Origin of the sequence: Dyadobacter sp. CY327 (genome assembly GCF_021390415.1) — a bacterium.
Classification (GTDB): Bacteria; Bacteroidota; Bacteroidia; order Cytophagales; family Spirosomataceae; genus Dyadobacter; species Dyadobacter chenhuakuii.
This window is the reverse complement of sequence record NZ_JAJUXJ010000013.1, coordinates 1-24,308: the sequence shown is the minus strand read 5'-3', so window position 1 is coordinate 24,308 and position 24,308 is coordinate 1. Positions and strand designations below refer to the sequence as shown.

Below are 24,308 nucleotides of genomic sequence, written 5' to 3'. Positions count from 1 at the left end.
CCCCCCCACCGCCCCGGTGGGTTGCGCCCCGCCGCCCCGCCTGCCCCCCCCCCCCCCCCCCCCTCCGCTCAGGCTGACAGGGCTGCTTTAAGCTAACATATTACTTAAAAATCAGAATCAAACGAGATCTTATGTCCTGAATCTTTATCCTTTACACCGCTCATTACGCCAGCTTTCTGATATTCTCCAACGCGTTTTTCGAAGAAGTTTGTTTTTCCCGGAAGTGAGATCAACTCCATGAAATCGAATGGGTTAGCGGAACCGAATTGTTTTTCGCAGCCCAATCTTTCCAGCCAGAAATCCGCGATATATTCAATGTATTGATTCATCAGGTCTGCATTCATGCCGATCAGGGACACGGGCAATGCTTCGCTTACGAATTCTTTTTCAATCGTAACTGCATCCATCATAATTTCAATCACGCGTTCTTGCGGTAACTGATTCACAATGTGTCTTGTATAAAGCAAACATGCGAATTCACAGTGTAAGCCTTCGTCGCGGGAAATCAGCTCGTTCGAGAATGAAAGTCCAGGCATCAAGCCACGTTTTTTGAGCCAGAAAATAGAGCAGAACGATCCTGAGAAGAAAATTCCTTCCACGGCTGCGAATGCGATGATTCTTTCTGCGAAAACAGGACTATTGATCCATTTCAATGCCCATTCCGCCTTTTTCTGAACGCACGGAATTGTATCGATCGCTCTTAGCAAATGGTCTTTTTCAGACGGATCTTTAATGTATGTGTCGATAAGCAGCGAATAAGTTTCTGAGTGAATGTTCTCCATCGCGATCTGGAAGCCGTAAAAGCACTTCGCTTCTGCATATTGTACTTCGCTCAGAAAGTTGACCGCCAGGTTTTCGTTCACAATCCCGTCCGACGCCGCAAAAAATGCGAGCACGTGCGAGATAAAATGCCTTTCACCGTCGTTCAGGTTCTCCCAGTCTTTCATATCCTGAGAAAGATCGATCTCTTCGGCCGTCCAGAAAGACGCTTCATGGCGTTTGTACATTTCCCAGATATCGGAATGTTTGATCGGAAATAGCACAAACCGCAAAGGATCTTCTACTAACAGGGGTTCCTGTCTGGTAAGTTCTTGTGACATAAGTATTTAAAAATTTTTACGAGGACCTGATGTATAATTTCTTGAATTGCCCTGGCCGGATTTGCAGGGCTGGAGGAAACAAATCTACACGCTTTGCTTTGAAAATTCAAGGAGAAACGGATCAAATTGAATTCTTATTTTGGGGATATTCTTAGGACGAATAAGCTAACTTTGTCGCGCTCACATCACTTTAAATCCCGCTTACATTGAAGATTTCCGGCTTTACGATCATCAGGAATGCCATCATCAACGATTACCCGATTGTAGAAGCGATCATGTCCATATTGCCTGTTGTAGACGAAATGCTGGTGAGCGTCGGGTTAAGCGATGACGATACGTTGGCGCTGATCAAGGCGATTCCGTCAGACAAAATCAGGATCGTGGAATCGGAATGGGACATGTCGCTGCGGGCAGGCGGAAAAGTGCTGGCAGTGGAAACAGACAAGGCTTTGAAGCAAATTTCACCCGATTCGGACTGGGCATTTTACATTCAGGGCGACGAAGCGGTGCATGAGAAATATCACAAAACCATTATCGAAGCTTGCCGGGAACATTTGAATGATGAGCGGGTTGAAGCGTTGCTCTTTGATTATGTGCATTTTTATGGCACTTACGATTACATTGGCGACAGCAGAAAATGGTATCGCCGCGAAATCCGCATTATAAGGAATGAGAAGAATCCGAAAGGTCAGCCTATTTCGGCTTATCGTGATGCGCAGGGTTTTCGGAGAGGCAATCAGAAATTGAATGTGAAGCATTCGGGCGCGGCGGTTTATCATTATGGCTGGGTGAAAAGTCCGGCACAGATGAAAACCAAGATGAAAAATGTAAGCCGTTTTTGGAATGAGGGTGAGGCTTGGGAGAAGATTCTGGAATCGGACGATGTTTTCAATTATGAAGAATTTGATTCTTTAAAACGTTTTGAAGAAACGCACCCGGCTGTGATGCAAGAACGCATTAGCCGCCAAAACTGGAAGGTAGAACTCGACGCTTCGAAGAAGCGGTTCAAGTTCAAAGATGCAATGCTTTACTGGTATGAAAAGCGGACGGGCAAGCGGCTGTTTGAGTTCAGAAATTACAGGTTATTGTGAATACAGCGTTTAAATGACTATAAATGGATAACATAATTTCGCGTTTTAATACTTAATATTGTAATTTCAGAAACTCACGAAATTCCTACGTTACATGTTTGAGTATTTTAAAAATTCACTGGCCAGGAAAAAAGCACGCCGCCAATTTCAGGAATATCCTCACAAAACAGACACATTTGTGTTGGCCGAGGAAGGTGAAATATCATTTGCAAACTGGAAAAACCCCTTGGTAAACCCAAAGGTGATAACGCAGGAAGAAGTCAATTTTTTCAAGAAATTCATTCCAAAAGGAAGCCTTTGCATTGACATTGGCACCAACATCGGCGACACGACTGTCCCTATGGCACTCGCTACCGGGAAAACCGGCACAACGATCGGCTTTGATCCTAACCCGCACGTTTTTAAGATTTTAGAAAAAAATGTAGCGCTTAATGTTGATAAAACAAACATTATCCCGCTGCCTTACGCCATAACGAAAGAGGACGGCGAGTTTTTTTACAGTTCATCGGAGGCATCATTCGGCAATGGCGGCATTTCCAATGAAATTGTGGAAGACCAGGGTGCGTTTCAGCTTCCTGAAAAAATCAAGGGCATTAACCTTGAAAAGTTTCTGAAATCCAATTATGCTTCTTTATTAAATAAGCTTTCCTTCATTAAAGTGGATGTGGAAGGCGCTGATATGGAGGTGATTCGCTCGATCAGTGAGCTTATCCGGCAATTTAAACCTGTGCTTGTAGCTGAATGTTTTCCAAAAGCAACCACCGAAGAGCGCGCCGAACTTTACCACATCGTTTCTGAATTTGGCTACACATTACATTATTTCTCCGACTTCGACGAGAACGCGAAAATTATCAAAATTGAAGGCCCACGCGATATGAATAAGTGGAAAACCTTCAACTTTTACGCGGTTCCGAACGAAGCTTAAATCCAGCGTTTTCGGCGGAAAAACCAAAGCACAATCAGCGAGGAGAACACCATCAGGAATAGCGAAAGCCCAAAACCCCAGGGCTCTGCGGTGGTGGGAATATGGTTATAATTCATGCCAAAAATCCCTGCGATAAGCGTTGGCGGCATGAAAATGATCGTTACCACGGTGAAAATCTTGATTACCTGGCTTTGCTCAATGTTGATCAAACCCATGAATGTATTTTGCAGATATTCAAGGCGTTCGAAGTTGAATGTGGTGTATTCCAGCAGCGAACTGACGTCTTTCAGAATGATCCGCAAATGCTCTTTCCTGTCTTCTGGAAAATACTGACTTCTTAAAATCCCGGAGAGCACGCGTTGTTTGTCAATACTCGTTTCGCGCAGCATCATGGTAATTTCCTGCAAACCACTAATGCGGATCAGAACTTCCTGACGGGCTTTTTGTTCGTGTGTAAGGTCCTTACTAATAGCCGAAATGTCACGCGAAATGCCTTCCAGCGAATCTGCATCGGCTTCAATGCGCGTTTCCAACAGCAGCAACATGAAATCCACACCACTCTGAATGCTTTCCGTGCTCACTTTCATTTTCTTGACCGTATCCGCAAATGTTTTAGAATCGCCGCGACGATAAGTGAAGAGCACATTTTGATATAAAATAAAGGAAACGGGATACATTTCGTATCCGTCCCGGTCGATTCTCAGGAAATTGGAGTTGGCATTAATCGTGTCATTTTGTTCAAAAAACCGTGAACTGCTCTCAATTTCAACGATTTCCTGCGGCGTCTGGAAGCTGATGTTGCATTTATTCTCGACCCATTCCTCTTCCTCCGCACTCGGCGACTGCAAATCCACCCAAACCAGATTTTTAACTTTCCCAAGCTCGCGAATATCATTCTCGCGCTTGATCAACCGACCTTCTTTATAAAATATGCGTACCATTTTTTAAAGTTGGGAAAAAACCAGGAACCACCAAAAACCGATTTTCGAAATTGCTGATTTAACTTAACTTGCAGTCTGATTTAATCACATACTATTGAAACATAATTATTACCCCTACCTGGCTTCGGAGGATTATCGGTCTTTCACTTTTAGCAGTATATCTCAAAAGCGTATCGTTCGTAAAAAAGCTGAATTTTTATTGATTTCCGACGATGTATGCAATTTCGCGTTTGGCGATTTGACTGAGAACAATGAGATTGATGATCGTGCGGTGACTGACAATAAAGATACAAATATGGTTTTAGCTACGGTTATTCGAATTCTGCTTGAGTTCCTTGACACCCATAAAAATAAAGCTGTATACTTTCAGGGAAGCACTCCATCGCGAACGAGGATGTATCAAATCATTTTAAGAAAGGAAAAGCCGAATTGGGAGACCAGGTTAATTGTTTACGGTATATTTGATGGTGAGATAATGCCCTATGAAACAGATTTTAAGTTTGATGCGTTTATAGTAAAACAAAAAGATGCCTAGTATTATGGAAACAAAGAAGAACCGCTTAATTGATGGCCCTAAGGCGACAATCGATCCAAATTTGAAGAGTGGAATGCACAACGATTCACCTTTCATCAAACGGAAGATGGAGCAGGCTAGAAAGACCCTTGCCGGCGTAGACCTGAGCATCCTCGGGATCAAGGGCAAATTTTAAGTAGTTACCGAACGTTCCTCATTTTTTAGATCAAATCCGTACTTTTGTGTAATGCAAAGTACAAGTTCTCCAAGTATCTTCACAACGCAATTCTGGTTACTTGGCCTCAGTTCGTTTCTTTTTTCTTCCAGCTTCAACATGCTCATTCCCGAGCTTCCGGGATATCTTTCGGAGATGGGCGGTGCCGAATATAAGGGCGCTATCATTGGTTTATTCACATTAACAGCGGGACTTTCCCGTCCATTCAGTGGTCGCTTAACCGACCGCATAGGCCGCGTTCCTGTCATGGCATTCGGCTCGATTGTCTGCTTTGTCTGCGGATTTTTGTATCCAATATTTACAACAGTAATGCCATTCCTGCTTCTCAGGCTGGTTCACGGCTTTTCAACCGGCTTCAAACCAACTGGAACATCCGCATATGTTGCTGACATTGTTCCTGCCGACAGGCGCGGGGAGGCGATGGGTGCGCATGGCATGTGTATGGGCGTGGGTTCTGCGTTCGGGCCGGCGGTGGGAAGCATGATTAGTGAGGCTTTTTCACTGAATGCGTTGTTTTACACGTCATCATTGTTTGCGTTTTTGTCCATTGCAATTCTGTTGAATATGAAGGAAACGCTTGTTAAAAAAGAGCGACTTTCGTGGAATGCATTTCAAATTACCAGACGCGATATTTTTGAGCCAGCTGTTTTTAGTCCGGCGCTTGTGACATTCCTTTGCTATTTCGGTTACGGCGCTGTTGCGACGGTTACGCCGGATTTTAGTGGTTATCTGGGCTTGCACAACCGCGGTTTTTACTTCATGTTTTTTACAATCTTCTCGATTCTGATCAGGCTTTTTGCTGGAAAAATATCAGACAGACATGGCCGAATTCCTGTGACCATTGCTGGTTGCATTGTGCTCATTATTGCGATGATTTTAACTGGTTATGCTAATTCCGTCCCAATGTTTTTTGCCGGTGCGGCGTTTTTTGGCATGTCAATGGGGATTTTGTCGCCGGTGCTTTCGGCGTGGACGGTGGATTTGAGCCAGGATGATAACCGCGGGCGGTCCATTGCAACCATGTTCATTTCTTTAGAAGCGGGCATTGGGTTAGGGGCATTTCTGTCCGCTGAGCTTTTCGCAAATGATCGGGGGAATTTGCCGTTGGTTTTCTTCGTCATGGCTGGTTTTGCATTGGCTGCATTGATTTACACAGTTTTGATTTACCAATTTAAAAAACGCCGCGCCCGTGTTATTTGACGATAGTTACCAAACCGTCACTGGTCCAGTGGAAGGTTTTTTCAAAGACAAAGGCAGCAAGTTTCTGGCTTACAGCTTTCCAATAGAAGGTGAAACGGATGCGAAAACACATCTGGCAACATTGCGGGAGCTGCATCCCAAAGCTGTGCATCATTGCTATGCTTACCGGCTCGGAGCAGATCGGATGAGTTACCGGATGAGCGATGATGGCGAACCCTCTGGAACTGCGGGCAGACCTATTTTGAACACATTGTATTCGAAAAATGTGACGAACATTCTGGTCGTGGTTGTGCGCTATTTTGGAGGCACATTGCTGGGTGTTCCGGGACTGATTAATGCGTATAAACTGGCAACCGAGGATGCTTTAAACCAGTCTGAGATTGTTACAAGGCACTTTTATAATTTATATCACCTTAAATTTTCCTATCCGCAAATGAATGATGTCATGCGGATTGTGAAGGAAATGGAACTGCCTGTGCGAGAGCAAGTTTTTGAAATGGAATGTCGGTTAATCGCAGAAGTTCGTGTAGCGAGCACGGAAAGGTTTATCGCCCGTTGCGAGCAGATCGAGGGGCTTAGTCATTCTCTTTTAACATCCGGATAAAATCATCTTCATAATCTTTGATCGCTTTCAGCAGCTCTTTCAACTCCTGTTCTTCCGGCGAGCCTTTTTTCGCACCAAAAATTTCATCCGCCCGTTCAGAGGCTTTTTCGTATTCGCTTTCGTTGTTGATTTTCATGATCTTCAAATTTGACAGTAAGAATTTGACGCACCTTTGGCAGCAAATTTTTGCTAAAATAATAAAGAACACGCAGGCAACATTACTTAGTATCTATTTTAGCGGTCGGTGATTTGTACGGCGCATGCAAGCCGGAATGTTGTCAGGAAAGTTTGCAACTCTGAGCCGATTTTTTTGGTTATCCAATAACCAGTTTTACTGAACTTTATCGCAAACGGAAATATCATTTTGGAACATTTGAATGCAACTGAGCTCGAAGGCCAGGATTTAATTGAAGTAGAAGGCGCACGCGAGCATAATTTAAAGAACATAGACGTCAATATCCCGCGGAACAAGCTTGTGGTGGTCACCGGCATCAGCGGCAGCGGGAAATCTTCCTTAGCTTTTGATACGATTTATGCAGAAGGTCAGCGCCGTTATATGGAGAGTTTTTCTTCCTATGCGCGTGGTTTTATCGGTGAAATGGAGCGGCCGGATGTCGATAAGATCAGCGGTTTGTCGCCCGTTATCAGCATTGAACAAAAAACCACTTCCCGCAATCCCCGCTCGACGGTTGGGACGGTTACTGAAATCTATGACTTCCTGAGGTTGCTTTATGCGCGCGCTGGCGAAGCGTTCTCGTACGTTACGGGCCGTAAAATGGTCAAGCAATCGCAAGATCAGATCATTAATCAATTATTTACACAGTTTTTAGGGAAAAAAATCAGCTTGCTTGCTCCTGCGGTGAAAGGCCGGAAGGGACATTATAGAGAGCTTTTTGTTCAAATTGCGCGGCTTGGTTATAACAAAGTGCGGGTGGATGGCGAAGTGCAGGAGATCACGCCAAAAATGCAGCTCGACCGCTATAAAGTGCATGACATTGAGATCGTTATCGATCGTGTTGTTCCTAAGAAAGAATCCGAAGATCCGCAATCGCGCTATCGGTTGAGCCAGTCTGTGGCGACGGCGATTAAGCAAGGAAAAGGCGCATTAATGGTTTTGGATGAAAAAGGAGAAACCTTCTATTTTTCTCAAAACCTGATGGACCCAGAATCGGGCATAAGTTATGATGATCCTGCCCCTAATGCATTCTCTTTCAACTCGCCTTACGGCTGGTGTCCGACTTGTCAGGGACTGGGAATGATTGAGGAGATCACGGAAGAGTCCATCATGCCGGACAAATCTTTAAGCATTACCAAAGGCGGAATTGCGCCGATGGGTGAATATCGGGAAGCGTGGATTTTCAAGCAGTTGGAAGTTTTGTTGAAGCCGTTTAAAGTGACATTAGCAACACCATTGGACAAATTTCCGGAAGAAGCGATGAAGCTCGTCCTTTACGGAAGCGAAGATGCAGTGCCCGTTCCTTCCAAAAAATATCCGGGAACAGAGTGGGACACTAAATTTGACGGCATTATCAACTTCCTGAAACGCCAGCAGGAAAGCGGAAATGACAAAATCCAGGATTGGTTAAAGGATTTCATGACCGTCCAAACTTGTCCGGAATGTAATGGCAAACGCCTGAGAAAGGAATCTTTGCATTTCCGGGTGGATGGCAAAGACATTGCAGAACTTGCGGATAGCGACATTCGGGTGTTGGCAGAATGGCTGGTAGGTTTGGAAGATAGATTGGAGGAAAAGCAGCGCGTCATCGGTCATGAAGTTTTAAAAGAAATCAGAAAAAGAGTTGGTTTCCTGCTTGATGTAGGACTTGATTATCTGACATTGAACAGGGCATTAAGGACACTTTCGGGTGGAGAAGCGCAGCGGATCAGGCTTGCAACGCAGATTGGAACGCAGCTTACGGGCGTGCTATACATTATGGATGAGCCAAGCATTGGATTGCATCAGCGTGATAATGTGCGGCTTATCAATTCGTTGAAAAGCTTGCGCGACCTTGGAAACACTGTTTTGGTTGTGGAACATGATAAGGATATGATGCTGGCTTCTGACTACATTCTGGACATTGGACCAGGTGCAGGGCGTCACGGCGGCAATGTTGTAGGAGCCGGAACACCAGAAGTTTTTCTTCAAAATGGCTCGTTAACTGCTGAATATCTAAGTGGAAGAACTGCCATTGATGTGCCTAAAAAACGCCGGAAAGGAAGTGGCAAGACCATTTCTATCAAAGGCTGCACGGGACATAATTTGAAAAATGTAAACATGTCGTTTCCGCTGGGGACGATGGTTTGCGTGACGGGTGTGAGTGGAAGCGGAAAGTCGTCGCTGATCCATGAAACGCTTTTTCCGTTACTGAATCAGTTCTTTTATAAATCAAGAAGAGAGCCGCTGCCTTACAAATCAGTGGAAGGATTGGAGAATATTGACAAGGTTATTGAAGTGGATCAATCGCCGATCGGACGTACACCGCGCTCGAACCCAGCGACTTACACGAACTTGTTTACAGACATTCGGACGCTTTTTGCCGAATTGCCCGAAGCGAAAATCCGTGGTTATAAGCCAGGTCGTTTTTCGTTTAATGTTAAAGGTGGCCGCTGTGAAGATTGCGAAGGTGCCGGAATGAAAAAAATTGAAATGGACTTCCTCCCGGACGTTCATATCAATTGCGAAACCTGCAAAGGAAAACGCTTCAACAGGGAAACATTGGAAGTGCGCTTCAAAGGAAAATCCGTTGCCGACATTCTCGATATGACTGTGGAATCCGCGTTGGAATTCTTTGAAAATCAGCCAAGAATTTTGCGTAAAGTCCAGACATTGAATGATGTTGGCTTGGGTTACATTACGTTAGGCCAGCACGCAACAACATTGTCCGGCGGAGAAGCACAGCGCGTTAAGATGTCCGAAGAGCTTTCAAAACGCGATACTGGAAAAACACTTTACATTCTCGATGAACCAACAACGGGTTTACATTTCCAGGATATCAGACATTTGCTGAATGTTTTGAACAAACTGGTTGAAAAGGGAAATACAGTGCTCATCATTGAGCATAATCTTGACGTAATAAAAGTTGCAGATCACGTGATCGACGTTGGCCCAGAAGGTGGTGCAAAAGGCGGGCGCATCATTGCAGAAGGAACGCCTGAAAAAGTGTCGAAAGTGAAGGGAAGTTACACCGGATATTTTTTAAAGGAAGAGCTTAAATAAGCCTTCCTTTTACATCCATTTGCTCAAAAATTGATTAAAACCATCCTTATGCTGGTCGCTGACGGGAATTGTCATGCTGCCGATTTGGATGGTATTTTTTGTTACAGCGCTGATTTTATCCAGATTTACGATAAATGAGCGGTGTACACGCATAAACTTGGACACAGGAAGTTTTTCTTCCAATGCTTTCAAGCTGGTTAAAGAAAGGATCGGTTTTGAGTCGGATTTTAAATGAACCTTCACATAATCCTTCAAACCTTCCATATAAAGAATGTCTTCGTAAGCAATCCTAACCAGTTGATATTCAACTTTTAAAAACAAGTAAGCATCCTTTGGATCAGGTAGGCTTGCAGAAGAAGCTTTGTTTAATAACTCGCTGTAAGCCTGCGCTTTGGAAGCTGCTCGCAGGAATTCTTCGTAATTAAAGGGTTTCAGGAGATAGTCAAGCGCATCCACGCGAAATCCGTCGAGCGCGTATTGGTTGAATGCTGTCGTAAATATGATTCTCGGCGCCCTTCCATCCCCTTTATCAATGACTCTCGCGAGTTCGATGCCGGTGAGATCAGGCATTTGAATGTCCAAAAAAATGACATCAATATGCTTGGAATGAATGGCTTGTAATGCTTCAACCGCACTGGAATATCGCCCGGCAAGTGCCAGGAAAGGTGTTTTTTCAATAAAAGAGCAAACTAGTCCGAGCGCTAATGGCTCGTCATCGACTGCTATGCATTGGAGTACGCTCATGCAGTTTCTAATTCCAAATGAACTTCAAATTCTTTTTCTTCTTTGTTCTCATTCACTTCCAGCTGATATTTACCCGGATACAAAAGGTCGAGCCGACGCTGCGTATTAACGAGCCCAATGCCGTTGCTTTCGTCCAAAACGGCTCTTTTGTCTGTAAATAATGTGTTTCTGACCTCTACAAAAATCTTGTGCTTGTCCTGCCGGATCTGGATGTCGATCCTGCTGGGCTGAACAGCGCTAACGCCGTGTTTAAACGCATTTTCAATGAATGGCAAAAACAGCATTGGAGCAATAGAAACATCGTGCATCGGGCTCGGCGGATCTAGGTGGACTGTCACTTTATCGGTCAATCGCAGCTGCATTAATTGAATATAATCCTGCGCAAAAGCAATTTCCTGGCTCAGCAGCACCGTCCCGTGCTGGGTTTCGTAAAGCACATACCGCATCATCCGTGACAGCTTATGCAACGCTTCCCGCGCCGCCTCCACGTCGATGACCGTTAAGGCATATATGTTGTTTAATGTGTTGAAAAAGAAATGCGGATTGATCTGTGCTTTCAGGAAAGACAGTTCGGAGTTAATCTTCTCTTTTTCAAGGTTTTCCCTAAATTGTTTATCCCGCTGCGTTTCCCTCACAGCCGCCACACTGGTGCTGATTCCGATTATCAGCAGGGCGGTCAGCAATGCAAAATAGTCGAGCCGATCCTGACGCTTTTTATCGCCATTGGTTTCCCGCGCCGTTTTGAATGCCTGATCCATCTGCTCGCCGTGGTGGATTGAAATTTTTACCTGCTCAATGATCACAGCTAACATTACGACCGACACCAGGTTCAGTACAATAAAGCGGCCGTAACGGTTTTTAGCCAGAAATTTGGGAAACCATATATAGTAATTGAGATAAAAAATCGTAATCAACAGCGTAAACTGAACGGCCTGCTTGATCCAGAATGTCATAGGAAATTGGATCTGCCAGCTCAGCGGTTGCCACATTAAGAATAGGGCCAGGAAACTCCATCCCAGTATATGCAGGAAAAACGGAGGATATTTTCGGGCGGCATTTGCATCCATCTTTGTGTCTGTTAGGTTATTGCAGGAAACGTAGCTTGCAATTACAATCTTACGTGTAATAAATCAAAGTGCCTAGCCCAATCGATTAACGCCCTGCAAATACCGACTGATCAGCACCATCACTCTATAAAGCAACTTCGCGTCACAAATACTCAATTCTGCATTATTCTAAGAATAGAATTGGCGGACTTATCGGCTGAAAGCGCGGTTTGATCGGTGGAAGTGTCCTTTCCATCTATTGACCGATTTATTGTCAGATTAAGGTATTTACTTTGAAATTGAATCGAACAATTATTGCAATACAACCATGGACATGATAAGAAAAGTTACTCCTATTATACTTATGACGTTGCTGAGCTTCGCAGCCTTGGCGCAATTTCCGGGAGGCGGCGGTGGATTTGGCGGAAACCGCGGAGGTGGAAATGACAGGCCGCAGCGCCAGACAGTGATCCCGGGAACGGCCGAGGACACGCCAAAAGGAAATGGTAAAATTAAAGGAATCCTGATTGACTCGGTGAGCAAAAAACCAGTCGAATTTGCAGCGCTTTCTTTGGTTGACATTAAAACAAACAACCCGATCGACGGAACGACAACGGATGAAAAAGGCGCTTTCGAGCTTACCAAAGTGGCTTCTGGAAACTTCAAAATCCTTATTTCTTTTATTGGTTATAAAACCAAAGTCATCAATGACATTAAGATTGACCGCAAAACAGAACTTAACCTGGGCAATGTAAGCCTGGGGCCGGATGTGGTTCAGCTGAATGAGGTTGAAGTTGTGGGCATGGCGCAATTGATTGAGGAGAAAGTGGACAGGCTTGTTTATAACAACGAAAAGGACATTACCAGCAAAGGTGGCGACGCTTCGGATGTGATGAAGAAAGTGCCGATGTTGACCGTCGATCTGGATGGAAATGTCTCATTAAGAGGAAGTTCTAATGTTCGGGTTTTGATCAATAACAAACCTTCGACCATTATCGCAACCAGTGTTGCGGACGCATTGAAGCAGATTCCTGCCGATATGATCAAATCTGTTGAAGTAATCACTTCGCCATCAGCTAAATATGATGCGGAAGGCTCTGCGGGGATCATTAACATTGTTACCAAGAAAAGCACGATTCAAGGTGGAACATTGAATTTGGATACAGGAATTGGAAACAGGGGTTCTAACCTGGGATTGAGAGGAAATTATAGAGTTGGTAAAATGGGTTTCAGTTTGGGAGGTTTTGGCCGTTTTAACTACAATATGCCGGGCAAATCTGAAAACCTGCAAGTTGGTAAAATCGACAAATTCTCTATCCGCCAGATGAGCGAGTCGGATAATAAGATGGCTTTCGGTTCTTACAACTTTGGATGGGATTATGAGATCGATTCCAAAACTTCACTTTCTGCCGGCGTGCGTTATGGGATGCGTAACATGCGTAATCAGCAGGATTTGTCAACATTTAACACGCAAAGCGACGGCACAACGCGCAATAGCTTCCGGGATGTGAATACAAAAGACTTGTCCGGCACGTGGGATGTGAATGTGGATTATATCAAAACATTGGCCAAGCCACAGCAGGAATTGAGCATTTCGACGCAATTCAGCCGTAACAACCGGACGAATGATTTTGATGCTGACATTTATTCATTGAATAACAATCAATTGCGCGAGTTGCTGGGAAGTCAGGGTAACAACAACGCCAGCCATAATCAGGAAAGCACCATTCAAGTGGATTATCAGACGCCGGTGAAAGACAATCAGCTGGTTGAATTTGGTGGAAAAGGCATCTTCCGTCAGGTGGTAAGTAATTTTGATTATTACAATACAGTGGATACGCCGCAAGCTGCGAGCAGTCTGAATTACGACCAAAATGTGGCAGCAGGATATTTTTCATACACTTATACAACAAAAAGCAAGTTTACCGTGAAGGCGGGCTCGCGTTACGAGTATACCAGCATTGATGCGACGCAGGGTGAGCGGGGTGACCTGGGCATTCCGGCTTACAGCAATCTGGTGCCGAGTCTGAACTTGTCCCAAACATTTGGCAAAGGACAAACTGTTAAGCTGGGTTATAACCGCCGTCTTCAACGTCCAGGCATTCAATTCCTAAATCCTAATCAAAATGCGGCGAACCCACAGAACATCACTGTGGGTAACCCGCAACTCCGTCCTGAATTGACGGATCAGGTGGAATTGGGAACAAGCTTTTTCAAGAATTCGCTTTATGTGAACGTCTCCACATTTGCACGTTTTACCAACAGTTCAATCGAAAGCATTCGTACGACCAACGAACAGGGGGTTATCACGACAACTTATGGTAACATTGGTTCGAAGAAAAATTATGGGGTGAATGTTTTCGGAAATATGACATTCTTCAAAAGATGGCAGGTAGGAGGAGGTTTTGATGCTTACTACGCAGATCTTACTAATAATAATCCAGATCCTTTATTGGCAGCTTCCAACACAGGTTTCGTATTGAGTGGCCGTTTCAGAACCAGCCTGAACATTAAAAATGGCTGGGGATTGCAAGCGGGTGGTTTCATGAGGGGACGCGATGTTCAGCTGCAAGGAACGCAAGCAGGATTCAGAATGTATGATTTGGGAATCAAGAAAGATTTTACCAACAAGCGCGGAAGCATTGGATTCGGAATGGAAAACTTCCTGGCTCCATCATTCAAAATGAAGACGCAGCTTGAAACGCCATCATTCACCCAGAATAACACAAACTATCTGTTCAACAGAGGTTTCCGGATAAACTTCTCGTATCGCTTAGGTAAGATGACCTTTACCGAGCAGAAATCACGCAGAAGAAAATCAGTTAACAATGACGACCAGAAAAGCGAAGGTGGTGGAATGGATGCAGGCTCAGGAGCCGGTGCCGTTCAAGGAGCGCCAGCAGTAATAGTGCCAACCATGCGCCCATCTGCTCCAAATGCCTCCCGTCCGGAAGGCGCAGGCCGCCCGGCAGGTATCGACAGCACAGCCAGACCAGCTGGTCAAGGCATGCCCATGCAGCCAGGCACTCGCCCGGATTCAACGGCTCGTCCTATGACATCCCCAACCGGCTCGGCGACAAGCCCAGCTGTAATGCCAGCAGATTCAATGTTGAGGCCAGTTATGCCAGCGGATTCAACTGCGAAGCCGGTTATGCCAGCTGACTCAACTGCTAGGCCAATGATTCCAGCAGATTCATCAGCTATCCCTGCAAAACCAGCAGTGCCAGCAGATACAACTAAGAAGCCATAATTTTTAGATAATATGGAAAAAGGCGAAGCCCGAACATTTGTTCGGGCTTCGCCTTTTTTATGCGCAATCCAATTTTACAATGTCGGCGTCTGACTTTTAATTTCTCTCAAAATCCGATCCGCTCCCGCTTCAAGCAATTCATCGGCTAATGCAGTTCCCAACTCTTCCGGAAATGATATTGAGCCAGTTTCAGTTCTCCGGATCAATTCTTGCCCGTCCAAACTAATTATACCGCCCGTAATGTTGATCTGATCCTCTTGCAATGTTGCCATGCCGAAAACCGGGATGCTGCATCCGCCTTGTAGGCGTTTCAGGAATGCTCTTTCTGTTAAGAGGCAGGTTTCCGTTTGGGGATGATTGATCAGTTTTTTAATAATGGCTTTCTTTTCCTCCGCCAAATTCGCAGCACATTCAATAGCGACGCTGCCTTGGCCAACTGCTGGTGTGAATTCGTCTAAAAGCAAATGCTCTGCGATTTTATCATCGTATTCCATTCTGTGGACGCCGGCATAGGCGAGGAGCAATGCGTCACAATGGCCTTCATTCAGTTTTCTGAGGCGTGTTTGTAGGTTACCGCGCATGTCCACGGTTTGGATATGCGGATAGAAATGCCTTAAAACAGCCACCCGCCGCGTGGAAGAGGTTCCTATGACGAAGGCTTCGCCGCTCTTGAGCGAAAGTTCGGTGTTGTGACTTACCAAAACATCATTGGCCTTTTCGCGTTCAGTAAAGGCAATAAGTTCGAAAGCATCATCCAGTTGCGATTGCAGATCTTTGGCGCTGTGTACGGCAATGTCTATGCTGCCGTCCAGCAATTGATCTTCCAATTCCTGCGTAAAAACGCCTTTACTGGCTATTTTCGATAATGAACGGGTCAGGATTTTATCGCCTTTGGTCTCAATAATGACAATTTCCGTATCAATGCCGCCTTCATTCAAAAGCCCCTCCACATAATACGCCTGCCAAAGCGCCAACTTACTTCCCCGCGTTCCTATTTTTATATGCATGATTACTAATTTTTCTTAATTCAAACCCCAACCGTATCCCCTTCATCCATCACAATCTTATCCTCAATATAGGCAACAATTAAAGCGGCGATATCAATCCCGCTTACTTCTTCAATTCCGCGGAGGCCGGGGGAAGAGTTTACTTCCATGACCAGCGGACCTCTCTCAGATTGCAGCAGATCGACACCGGCGATCCGGACGCCTAGTGCTTTGGCGGCTGCAATAGCCGTTTGTTCTTCTTCTTCTGTTAGTTCGATCAAATGTCCTTCGCCGCCGCGGTGCAGGTTCGAGCGGAAATCGCTTTCGTGGCCCTGGCGTTTCATGGCGGCTATGACTTTGTTGCCGATTACAAAAGCACGGATATCGGCACCTTTGGACTCTGCAATGTATTCCTGAATGAGAAAATTGGCTTTTAAGCCGTAAAATGCTTCAATAGTTGATTTTGCAGCCTTAATGGTCTCTGCTAAAACGACGCCGACACCCTGTGTTCCTTCGAGCAGCTTAATGATCACCGGCGGCCCGCCTACCATGTGGATCAGCTCGTTGACCTGCGCAGGATTTTTAGCGAAAACCGTCTTTGGGATGTCTACGCCAGATTTTGCAAGCACTTGCATGCTGCGCAACTTATCCCGGGAACGCAGAATAGCCTGTGATTTGACGGTAGTGAAAACCTTCATTAACTCTAATTGCCGCACCACGGCGCAGCCAAATGCATTCACAGACGTGCCGATCCGGGGAATGACCGCGTCGATTTCGGTGATGGGTTTTCCTTTGTAAATGATGGTCGGTTTTCCTCCTTCAATCATGACGAAGCACTTCACATGGTCGATAACCACTGCCTGATGACCACTTTGTTTAATTGCCTCCACCAGACGCCTCGTTGAATAAAGGTCGGGATTGGTGGATAATACGGCGATTTTCATATAAATAACTAAATAAAATGGGGTAAATTCAGGATTGATGTCTGGCGTGAGAACGATGAGATGCCTTTGAACGCTTTGCAGCGGATAAATCTTTTTGCGAGACATCCACCAGAAACCGCTTATTCAGCAATTTGCGCCCTAACAGGATGGGATATCTCATTTTACGCCGGTTGGCAAGTGAAAACTCTGTCCGGATTTTTTTGCCAAAGATGGTGATCTTCGTTTTGATCACATAACGTTTTTCTTCTTTTCCGGACGAATTTCGCACAATGGTTTCTTTAAAATCCGAAACCGTGTAGGATTGCTGTGGTGCGCCTTTTTTTGCATCCAGATAAAAACACAATTGCGGCTGTTCGCCATCTTTGATCAGCCTTACGCGCGAGCAATGAATGGAGGATGTGGTCGCACCCGAATCAATGCGGACGGGCACATCAAACCAGCCCAGATCGGGCAGATCCACAATGTCGGTTGCGCCGATAATGTCTAGCGTTGGCTTCATCGGCGTTGGAAAAAATGGGCGACGGTCAGTGAAAGATCCAGAAAAACCATTTTTGCGCGCACATTCCGTTCCATATGATAGTAAGCAAGATTCACCTCTCCGATCATTTTTTCGAGCGAATCAAAGTTAACCGTTTTTGAAAAGTTTTGTACAAATGTAAGCTCTTCTTCGGGCACACGCAGAAGCTCGCCTGCGCCGTGGCTCCAAACCAGCATATCGCGAAAAAGCCTCAATGCGTATTCTAAAAGGCCTTTTTGCTTTTCTTTATTCATCACATCAAAATTGTCAGCCAACTTCACCAAATGCGAAATATCGTATTTATAGCAGGAGCGCATCCACGCCGCAAACCAGCCGGAACGATCATCCTCCGCATCCTGAACCAATTTTAACGCTTCGGACAAATTTCCGTCACACAAGTAAGCGATTTGATTGGCAGCTATATCGCTAACCTGTTGCAGTTTCAGGAAATAACGCACCTCTTCATCTGAAAATGCTGGAATGTTAATGCGTTGCGTGCGGGAAATAATGGTGGTTAACAGCTTGTCGGACTGATCGCTAACCAACAAAAACAACGTTTTTTCAGGCGGTTCTTCGAGTATTTTTAAGATTGCATTGGATGAAGCCGCATTCATAATGTCTGGTTTCCAGATTAGCAGAATTTTGTATTCGCCTTCATAAGCCTTCACCGACAGTTTTCGCAAAATCCCACGCGCTTCTTCCACGGAAATATTGCCCTGCTTGTTTTCTGCACTAATGTGATCGAGCCATTCAGGAAGGATGCGATAAGGATTTTCCAGCAAAAATGAGCGCCACAGGCCTAGAAACGCCTCGCTGGTTTTCCCGTCGATCTTTTTTGAAGTGGCGATGGGAAATATGAAGTGAAAATCGGGATGGATCAGCTTGGCCATTTTCGCGCACGAAGCACAAACGCCGCAAGCGTCCTCATCACTTTTGTTTTCACAATTAATGTATGTTGCAAATGCTAAGGCAAGGGCGAGGCCACCGCCGCCAGCAGGAGAATCAAACAGCTGTGCGTGAGCCAGATGGCTATTCTTCACCGAGCGCCTTAACGTTGCTTTGATATGTTCAAGTCCCGGTATTTCTCTGAAAAGCACGGTGGATGATTTTTTAAACTAATGTAAAATTGGTCTTAACATTCAAAGTTGCGCTGTTCGCGCGTCTGCTCAAAAACAGATTTTAAAATCTCCTCATCTGTTTCGCCAAATGTAACATTTCGACGGCTAACCGTGTCCTGCGCAACGTGAAGGGCTTTTTGAAAACGATATTCCGAGAATCCTTCTGCGTTACCGCCCCACGAAAAGGAAGGCGTGTGTTTAGCCTGAAAGCCAGCCCCAAACACATTCACACTTACGCCAACAACGGAGCCCGTGTTGAACATTGTCGAAATTCCCGCTTTGGAATAATCACCCATCATTAACCCACAAAACCTTAAACCTGTATCAGCCAGATCATTGGTGACATAGCTATGTAGTTTCACATTGCTATGGTCATTTTTCAAATTTGAATTATTGGTGTTGGCACCCAGGTTACACCATTCGCCCAACACCGAATTTCCCAAATATCCGTCATGCCCTTTGTTACTATAACCAAATATAACACAGTTACTTACCTCGCCGCCGAGCTTGCTGAATGGCCCCACGGTTGTATTCGGACGAATTTTCGTTCCCTGCGCCAGCACGCTGCTTTCTCCAATTGAAAACGGTCCCTGGACCATTGAGCCTTCCTGAATCAGCGCATTCTTACCTATATAAATAGACCCATTCTCGGCATTTAAAATAGAAGCTTTAACGACAGCGCCCTTCTCGATGAAGATGTTTTCAGGTTTGTAGCAATGAGTAAAAGGATCAGTCAACGGTTCGGAAGTTCTGTTCTCCGTTATCTTTTTAAAATCCGTTTCGATCTGCTCACCATTAAAAGCAAATATGTCCCAAACGTTTCGGATCAGTGTATATGAGCCAGCATAATGATGAGATTCATAATTTGTAATATTTATATCCGGATTCCAGGCCTCGGCACTTCTGATGGCAAGAACGTCGTCGCCCGCAATTAATGCTGATTCCAAAGGAAGCTTATTGATTGCGTCAACCAGCCCAGTATCCGGGCACAGGCTACCATTGATATACATATTATCAGCCGAACTCGTAGCTGGAAATGCCAATGACAGGTAATCTGCAGTTTGATAGGAAACGGCTGAATCCAGCCATAAGCTCCATTTTTCTGAAATCTTGTTAATGCCGCAGCGAATTGCTGAAACGGGACGGGTATATGTAAATGGTAAAAGTTGAGCGCGGATTGCGGGGTCGTCAAACAGAATGATTGTAGGCATATTTTGTGCTAGTATGTGGGGCCAAAGTTCGCCCATTTTTTTGGTTAGGGCAAAAAAAGAAGCAGTCTCTTGTACATTTTACAAGAGACTGCTTCTTTTAATTTCGGTAAAGAAAGCGCTGATTAAGCTTCTTTCTGTGCGCCGTAACGTTTTCTGAATTTGTCTACGCGGCCCGCAGTATCAACAAGTACATTTTTACCTGTGTAGAAAGGGTGCGACTGAGAAGAAACCTCAACTTTATAAACCGGATAAGATTTACCATCTTCCCAAGTAATATTTTCGGTAGTTTCTATTGTAGAGCGCGTAATGAACTTAAAATCGCTTGATAGATCCCAGAAAACTACGTCTCTATAATTGGGATGAATATCTTTTTTCATTGGTATATGGTATTATGTGTTTCGATACAATTCTCAAAAAGGATTGCAAAAGTAAAAATTCTAATTTAGGAAACCAAGAAATCAACGCCTATCTTTTTGAGAAAACTTAACTATACGCAACGGTAAGTGATTAAACTTCACTCAATTGCTGTTTAAGCACCTCTACGCCCCGTCTAGCTTCCTTATCGAAATCCGTGTAAACGAAGCATTCAATTGATAATCCGCCTTTGTAGCCGATCTTTTTCAGTGAACTCAGATAAGGTCTGAAATCGTCGCCCTTAACCCCGGGAGGCGTCCGGTTTTCCTTTTCGGCAATATGGCAATGGACAATGTGTTTGCCGAACTTCACTATTTCGTCTGGCGATTCATCTTCTTTCAGCATGTGAAAAATGTCGCATAACAACTTCACTCTCGGGCTCTTAACTGCATCAATGATCTCGACGCCTTCTGCCAGGCTGTTAATGAAATTGGTTTCCCCACGGTTCAAGGGCTCCACAGCAATGGTAACCCCATATTTTTCTGCCAACGGTGCCATTTTTTTGGTTAATTCAATGTGCTGGGCCTTTGCCTTCTCTCTATCAAATCCTTCGGGGATAATGCGCGAAGCACCGCTCCCGAAAACCACATATTGAGAACCGCATTCTTTTGCACGTTTCAAAACCAGGTCTGTCCTCTCCAATATGGCCTGATGATTTGCGTCCGGCCCCAATGTTTTCAGACTTCCCGGAAGCAAGATCACATACGATTTAATTGGAAACTTCTCTTCGTGCAGCTGTTTGAGGTTTTTAGCATACTGCGCATCCCCATCTTTAGGGATGAGAAAATTCCCGACCGACTCCTCTATATATGTACATCCTGATTCTCTTAAATAGTCAGCCTTATCATATGCTGCAAAAACACCAAGTTGAAGGGCGTAACCGGGCCCGGTATTTTTAGCAAGCACGATTTCTGGAACAGCAAGTCCTGCCGCCAGGCCCGTAATGATCCCGGTGGATGTTTTAAGGAAATTCCGCCGGGATGGAGAATTGATGAGCTTAGTCATAATGTACTAGTTTTGATCAGTATAAAAATCATTTTAAATAGTCGTTTATATTTAATCGCCAGGTTCGCAGTTTTAAATGTTTGCTTGTTTAGAATATTTACAAATAATTTAATTGCTGTAACAAGCTGATATTTAAGTTTTTGTTGGATTAACTTGTTTTAATATGCAAATGTTGCCTTTTAAAAAGTTTACAAATTTTTATCATTAAATTTTCGTAAACTTTTTTTCGGTTGCATTTTAATGTTGATAAACCGTAAACCGCTAGCATTTAGAATATTACAAAATCTATGATTTGGATTATCCCTATAAACCCAAAATGCACCCCTTATTACTGGTTGCGAATGCGATTAATTTAATGTTATTTCAAGGACTGTTAAGCTCCTCCGAAGAACGATTTCAACTTTAAGATACATCACTAACTTCCTAAAAAACAATTCATTAACATGTCAATGTATGTAATAAAACGCGACGGGCGCCGTGAATCGGTTAAATTCGATAAGGTAACCGCGCGAATTGAAAAATTGAGCTACGGGCTTGATACAAACTATATTCAGCCCATAGAAGTCGCTAAAAAAGTGGTCTCCGGGATTTACGACGGAGTGACTACGGCGGAACTGGATAACCTGGCTGCGGAAACTGCGGCGTCCATGACCACCAAGCACCCGGATTATGCGATTTTAGCAGCCCGCGTAGCGATCTCAAATCTTCATAAAAATACATTGAAGTCGTTCTCCGCAACAATGAAACGACTTTATACCTATGTTGATGGCAAAACCGGCGAAAATGCGTCGTTGATTGCGAAAGATGTTTATGATGTCATTCGCCAGAACGCTTCGCTTCTTGATTCTACTATTATATATGACCGCGATTACGCCTATGATTATTTCGGTTACAAAACGCTTGAAAAGTCATATCTATTAAAGGTTGACGGTAAAATCGTTGAAAGACCCCAACACATGCTGATGCGTGTTGCCGTTGGGATTCACCAGGAAGATGTGCAGGCAGCGATTGAGACGTATCATTTACTTTCTGAAAAATGGTTTACGCATGCAACGCCAACATTGTTTAATGCCGGAACGCCGAAACCCCAAATGTCGTCTTGCTTTCTGTTGACGATGAAAGAGGATAGTATCAATGGGATTTATGATACGCTGAAAAATTGCGCATTGATTTCGCAATCGGCCGGCGGGATCGGTTTGAGCATTCATGATGTGCGTGCAACGGGTACATATATTAAAGGAACCAATGGCCAGTCGAACGGGATTGTGCCGATGCTCCGCGTCTTTAATGATACGGCAAGATATGTGGATCAGGGAGGCGGAAAGCGCAAAGGTTCTTTTGCTATATATATGGAACCATGGCATTCGGATATTTTTGATTTCCTGGATTTGAAGAAAAACCACGGGAAAGAAGAGCAGCGTGCGCGTGATCTTTTCTACGCATTGTGGATTCCGGATCTTTTCATGAAGCGTGTGGAAGCCAATGATACGTGGTCATTATTCTGTCCGCACGAATGTCCAGGACTTTCGGATACGCACAGCGAGGATTTCGTAAAGCTTTACGAGCGATATGAAATGGAAGGCAAAGCGCGTAAAACCATTAAAGCGCAGGATCTGTGGTTTGCCATTATGGAATCGCAGATTGAAACAGGCACTCCTTATATGTTGTATAAGGACCATGCGAACAGCAAGTCGAACCAGAAGAACCTGGGAACGATCAAGTCTTCGAACCTTTGCACCGAGATTATTGAGTATACAGCGCCGGACGAAGTGGCGGTTTGTAACCTCGCTTCGATCGCATTGCCGAAGTTCATCGAGCAAGGCCCGGACGGCTTCATGCATTTTGATCACCAGAAATTGTATGAGATTACGAAAGTCATCACCCGCAACCTGAACAAGATCATCGATCTTAATTACTATCCTGTTCCGGAAGCTGAGAAAAGCAACAAGAGACACCGCCCGATCGGGATTGGCGTGCAGGGATTGGCAGATGCATTCTGTCTGATGCGCATGCCATTTGATTCCGATGAAGCACGTCAGTTGAATAAGGACATTTTTGAAACTATCTATTACGGCGCGATGGAATCGTCCATGGAGCTGGCTGAAAAGCTGGGACCATACGAAACATGGGCAGGCAGTCCGGTTTCACAAGGCATTTTCCAATTCGACATGTGGAATGTAACACCCGACAGCAATCGCTGGGATTGGGAGAAGTTGAGAAAAGGCGTTATCCAGCATGGTGTGCGCAATTCGCTGCTCCTTGCCCCGATGCCGACAGCTTCTACAAGCCAGATCTTGGGTAATAATGAATGCTTCGAGCCATTCACTTCTAATATATATGTAAGAAGGGTTCTTTCAGGTGAATTTGTTGTAGTGAATAAATATCTGCTCAAAGATCTTGTAAGACTTGGTCTTTGGAATGAGGAAATGAAAAACAACCTTGTTCGTGCCAGCGGATCTGTTCAGGCCATTCCAAACATTCCTCAGAACATTAAAGACCTTTATAAAACGGCATGGGAAATTAAGCAGCGCAGCTTGCTGGATATGTCCGCCGACCGCGGCGCATTCATCTGCCAGTCGCAATCGCTTAATATCTTTATGGAAGAAGCGAATTTTGGCAAACTGACTTCCATGCACTTCTACGCCTGGAAGAAAGGACTGAAAACAGGCATGTACTATTTAAGGACCCGCGCAGCTTCTGATCCGGTTCAGTTCACATTAAGCAAGCAAGCAGAGCCGCAGATCGAGCCTGCAACAGCTGTGGTTGCTGAGAAGGAGCTGAATTACGTGCAGTATGCAGAAGAACATGCTAGGCCCATTGTTCCAAGGGACAACAAAGCGGATATGCAATGCTCATTGGATGATCCTGAAAGCTGTGAGGCTTGTGGATCTTAATTAGATAAATGTTTAGAAGGACGGGCTCTTGCTTTTATAGCAGGAGCCCGTTTTGTTTTGTGGTATTTAAGAAAGAATTTCTATAAACTGTTAAAAAAGGCATTCTGAGCAGATGAGCGGTATATTATGATGGTTGAAAAAAAGTTTAAAATATTTTCCGTTAAATAAAATTGATTATCAGACGGTTAGAAAGTTTCGCAAAAAAAGTTGATAAATATTTGTGATTAGTGCTTGCGTATTAAAAATAAAGCCTGCACTTTTGCACTCCCAATCGGGAACAACGGTAGCGCAGACGGCGAAACCACTAGTTCTGAAAGATTCAGAGCAACGTTCTTTGACATGATGAAGAGAG

General features: G+C 44.6%; 21 protein-coding genes. 9 read left to right on the top strand and 12 right to left on the bottom strand.

Going from position 1 to position 24,308, the window contains the following annotated elements:
• Positions 1-104: 104 nt before the first annotated feature.
• On the bottom strand, positions 105-1,100 hold the full coding sequence (locus LZG74_RS26140; protein ID WP_026632363.1) for a ribonucleoside-diphosphate reductase small subunit: 996 nt from the start codon (positions 1,098-1,100) through the stop codon (positions 105-107).
• 206 nt (positions 1,101-1,306) lie between these two features.
• On the opposite strand from LZG74_RS26140, the gene LZG74_RS26135 reads away from it, so the two are divergent.
• Together LZG74_RS26135 and LZG74_RS26130 are read left to right on the top strand one after the other, a co-directional pair.
• Complete coding sequence (locus LZG74_RS26135) at positions 1,307-2,191, top strand: glycosyltransferase family 2 protein (protein WP_233799402.1); 885 nt, start codon at positions 1,307-1,309, stop codon at positions 2,189-2,191.
• Between the two features lie 94 nt (positions 2,192-2,285).
• Positions 2,286-3,116, top strand: coding sequence for an FkbM family methyltransferase (locus tag LZG74_RS26130; RefSeq protein WP_233799401.1), 831 nt, complete (start codon positions 2,286-2,288; stop codon positions 3,114-3,116).
• Here the strand turns inward: LZG74_RS26130 and corA are convergent.
• Positions 3,113-4,057, bottom strand: a complete 945-nt coding sequence (gene corA / locus LZG74_RS26125) for a magnesium/cobalt transporter CorA (RefSeq protein WP_233799400.1) — start codon at positions 4,055-4,057, stop codon at positions 3,113-3,115. The genes LZG74_RS26130 and corA overlap by 4 nt on opposite strands.
• Positions 4,058-4,151: 94 nt before the next feature.
• Here corA and LZG74_RS26120 point away from each other — a divergent pair, with 94 nt between their 5' ends.
• From LZG74_RS26120 to LZG74_RS26105, 4 genes are read left to right on the top strand one after another with little or no spacing between them, the layout of a single operon-like run.
• Positions 4,152-4,592 carry a DUF6934 family protein gene (locus LZG74_RS26120; RefSeq protein WP_233799399.1) on the top strand — a complete coding sequence of 147 codons (441 nt, stop codon included), beginning with the start codon at positions 4,152-4,154 and terminating at the stop codon, positions 4,590-4,592.
• A gap of 4 nt (positions 4,593-4,596) precedes the next feature.
• The gene (locus tag LZG74_RS26115) at positions 4,597-4,767 is read left to right on the top strand and encodes a hypothetical protein (RefSeq protein ID WP_233799398.1); all 171 of its coding nucleotides are present in this window, start codon (positions 4,597-4,599) and stop codon (positions 4,765-4,767) included.
• Between the two features lie 51 nt (positions 4,768-4,818).
• Positions 4,819-6,006, top strand: a complete 1,188-nt coding sequence (locus tag LZG74_RS26110; RefSeq protein WP_233799397.1) for an MFS transporter — start codon at positions 4,819-4,821, stop codon at positions 6,004-6,006.
• Complete coding sequence (locus tag LZG74_RS26105) at positions 5,996-6,610, top strand: YigZ family protein (RefSeq protein ID WP_233799396.1); 615 nt, start codon at positions 5,996-5,998, stop codon at positions 6,608-6,610. The genes LZG74_RS26110 and LZG74_RS26105 overlap by 11 nt, the downstream gene beginning before the upstream one ends.
• Here LZG74_RS26105 and LZG74_RS26100 read toward each other — a convergent pair.
• The gene (locus LZG74_RS26100) at positions 6,582-6,746 is read right to left on the bottom strand and encodes a hypothetical protein (RefSeq protein ID WP_233799395.1); all 165 of its coding nucleotides are present in this window, start codon (positions 6,744-6,746) and stop codon (positions 6,582-6,584) included. The two genes, LZG74_RS26105 and LZG74_RS26100, sit on opposite strands and share 29 nt — an antisense overlap.
• A gap of 228 nt (positions 6,747-6,974) precedes the next feature.
• Between LZG74_RS26100 and uvrA the strand changes: the two genes are divergently transcribed.
• Positions 6,975-9,827 (top strand): excinuclease ABC subunit UvrA, encoded by a 2,853-nt coding sequence (gene uvrA, locus LZG74_RS26095; protein ID WP_233799394.1) that lies wholly within the window; start codon positions 6,975-6,977, stop codon positions 9,825-9,827.
• A gap of 9 nt (positions 9,828-9,836) precedes the next feature.
• Here uvrA and LZG74_RS26090 read toward each other — a convergent pair whose 3' ends face one another.
• Both LZG74_RS26090 and LZG74_RS26085 read right to left on the bottom strand, forming a co-directional pair.
• Positions 9,837-10,571 carry a LytTR family DNA-binding domain-containing protein gene (locus LZG74_RS26090; protein ID WP_233799393.1) on the bottom strand — a complete coding sequence of 245 codons (735 nt, stop codon included), beginning with the start codon at positions 10,569-10,571 and terminating at the stop codon, positions 9,837-9,839.
• The gene (locus LZG74_RS26085) at positions 10,568-11,638 is read right to left on the bottom strand and encodes a sensor histidine kinase (RefSeq protein WP_233799392.1); all 1,071 of its coding nucleotides are present in this window, start codon (positions 11,636-11,638) and stop codon (positions 10,568-10,570) included. The genes LZG74_RS26090 and LZG74_RS26085 overlap by 4 nt, the downstream gene beginning before the upstream one ends.
• Positions 11,639-11,945: 307 nt before the next feature.
• Here LZG74_RS26085 and LZG74_RS26080 point away from each other — a divergent pair, with 307 nt between their 5' ends.
• Positions 11,946-14,867: a TonB-dependent receptor domain-containing protein gene (locus tag LZG74_RS26080; RefSeq protein WP_233799391.1), complete on the top strand. Its 2,922-nt coding sequence runs from the start codon at positions 11,946-11,948 to the stop codon at positions 14,865-14,867.
• Positions 14,868-14,941: 74 nt separating this feature from the next.
• Here LZG74_RS26080 and hemC read toward each other — a convergent pair whose 3' ends face one another.
• From hemC to LZG74_RS26045, 7 genes are all read right to left on the bottom strand, one after another.
• Positions 14,942-15,874, bottom strand: a complete 933-nt coding sequence (hemC, locus tag LZG74_RS26075; RefSeq protein WP_233799390.1) for a hydroxymethylbilane synthase — start codon at positions 15,872-15,874, stop codon at positions 14,942-14,944.
• Between the two features lie 20 nt (positions 15,875-15,894).
• On the bottom strand, positions 15,895-16,797 hold the full coding sequence (gene rimK / locus LZG74_RS26070; RefSeq protein ID WP_233799389.1) for a 30S ribosomal protein S6--L-glutamate ligase: 903 nt from the start codon (positions 16,795-16,797) through the stop codon (positions 15,895-15,897).
• 28 nt (positions 16,798-16,825) lie between these two features.
• Complete coding sequence (locus tag LZG74_RS26065; protein ID WP_233799388.1) at positions 16,826-17,296, bottom strand: RimK/LysX family protein; 471 nt, start codon at positions 17,294-17,296, stop codon at positions 16,826-16,828.
• Positions 17,293-18,411 (bottom strand): DNA polymerase III subunit delta, encoded by a 1,119-nt coding sequence (locus LZG74_RS26060; RefSeq protein WP_233799387.1) that lies wholly within the window; start codon positions 18,409-18,411, stop codon positions 17,293-17,295. The genes LZG74_RS26065 and LZG74_RS26060 overlap by 4 nt, the downstream gene beginning before the upstream one ends.
• Positions 18,412-18,446: 35 nt before the next feature.
• Complete coding sequence (locus LZG74_RS26055) at positions 18,447-19,643, bottom strand: putative sugar nucleotidyl transferase (protein WP_233799386.1); 1,197 nt, start codon at positions 19,641-19,643, stop codon at positions 18,447-18,449.
• Between the two features lie 122 nt (positions 19,644-19,765).
• A complete protein-coding gene (locus LZG74_RS26050) occupies positions 19,766-20,020 on the bottom strand; it encodes a type B 50S ribosomal protein L31 (RefSeq protein ID WP_026632808.1) in 255 nt (84 codons plus the stop codon).
• 130 nt (positions 20,021-20,150) lie between these two features.
• A complete protein-coding gene (locus tag LZG74_RS26045) occupies positions 20,151-21,062 on the bottom strand; it encodes a sugar phosphate isomerase/epimerase (RefSeq protein WP_233799385.1) in 912 nt (303 codons plus the stop codon).
• Between the two features lie 449 nt (positions 21,063-21,511).
• Between LZG74_RS26045 and LZG74_RS26040 the strand changes: the two genes are divergently transcribed.
• Positions 21,512-23,956: a ribonucleoside-diphosphate reductase subunit alpha gene (locus LZG74_RS26040; protein ID WP_233799384.1), complete on the top strand. Its 2,445-nt coding sequence runs from the start codon at positions 21,512-21,514 to the stop codon at positions 23,954-23,956.
• The last annotated feature ends 352 nt before the right edge of the window (positions 23,957-24,308 follow it).

Coding starts and splice junctions, on each gene's coding strand:
- LZG74_RS26140 (WP_026632363.1), bottom strand. CDS start 1,100: ATGTCACAAGAACTTACCAGACAGGAACCCCTGTTAGTAGAAGATCCT.
- LZG74_RS26130 (WP_233799401.1), top strand. CDS start 2,286: ATGTTTGAGTATTTTAAAAATTCACTGGCCAGGAAAAAAGCACGCCGC.
- corA (WP_233799400.1), bottom strand. CDS start 4,057: ATGGTACGCATATTTTATAAAGAAGGTCGGTTGATCAAGCGCGAGAAT.
- LZG74_RS26115 (WP_233799398.1), top strand. CDS start 4,597: ATGGAAACAAAGAAGAACCGCTTAATTGATGGCCCTAAGGCGACAATC.
- LZG74_RS26110 (WP_233799397.1), top strand. CDS start 4,819: ATGCAAAGTACAAGTTCTCCAAGTATCTTCACAACGCAATTCTGGTTA.
- LZG74_RS26100 (WP_233799395.1), bottom strand. CDS start 6,746: ATGAAAATCAACAACGAAAGCGAATACGAAAAAGCCTCTGAACGGGCG.
- LZG74_RS26090 (WP_233799393.1), bottom strand. CDS start 10,571: ATGAGCGTACTCCAATGCATAGCAGTCGATGACGAGCCATTAGCGCTC.
- LZG74_RS26085 (WP_233799392.1), bottom strand. CDS start 11,638: ATGGATGCAAATGCCGCCCGAAAATATCCTCCGTTTTTCCTGCATATA.
- LZG74_RS26080 (WP_233799391.1), top strand. CDS start 11,946: ATGGACATGATAAGAAAAGTTACTCCTATTATACTTATGACGTTGCTG.
- hemC (WP_233799390.1), bottom strand. CDS start 15,874: ATGCATATAAAAATAGGAACGCGGGGAAGTAAGTTGGCGCTTTGGCAG.
- rimK (WP_233799389.1), bottom strand. CDS start 16,797: ATGAAAATCGCCGTATTATCCACCAATCCCGACCTTTATTCAACGAGG.
- LZG74_RS26065 (WP_233799388.1), bottom strand. CDS start 17,296: ATGAAGCCAACGCTAGACATTATCGGCGCAACCGACATTGTGGATCTG.
- LZG74_RS26055 (WP_233799386.1), bottom strand. CDS start 19,643: ATGCCTACAATCATTCTGTTTGACGACCCCGCAATCCGCGCTCAACTT.
- LZG74_RS26050 (WP_026632808.1), bottom strand. CDS start 20,020: ATGAAAAAAGATATTCATCCCAATTATAGAGACGTAGTTTTCTGGGAT.
- LZG74_RS26045 (WP_233799385.1), bottom strand. CDS start 21,062: ATGACTAAGCTCATCAATTCTCCATCCCGGCGGAATTTCCTTAAAACA.
- LZG74_RS26040 (WP_233799384.1), top strand. CDS start 21,512: ATGTATGTAATAAAACGCGACGGGCGCCGTGAATCGGTTAAATTCGAT.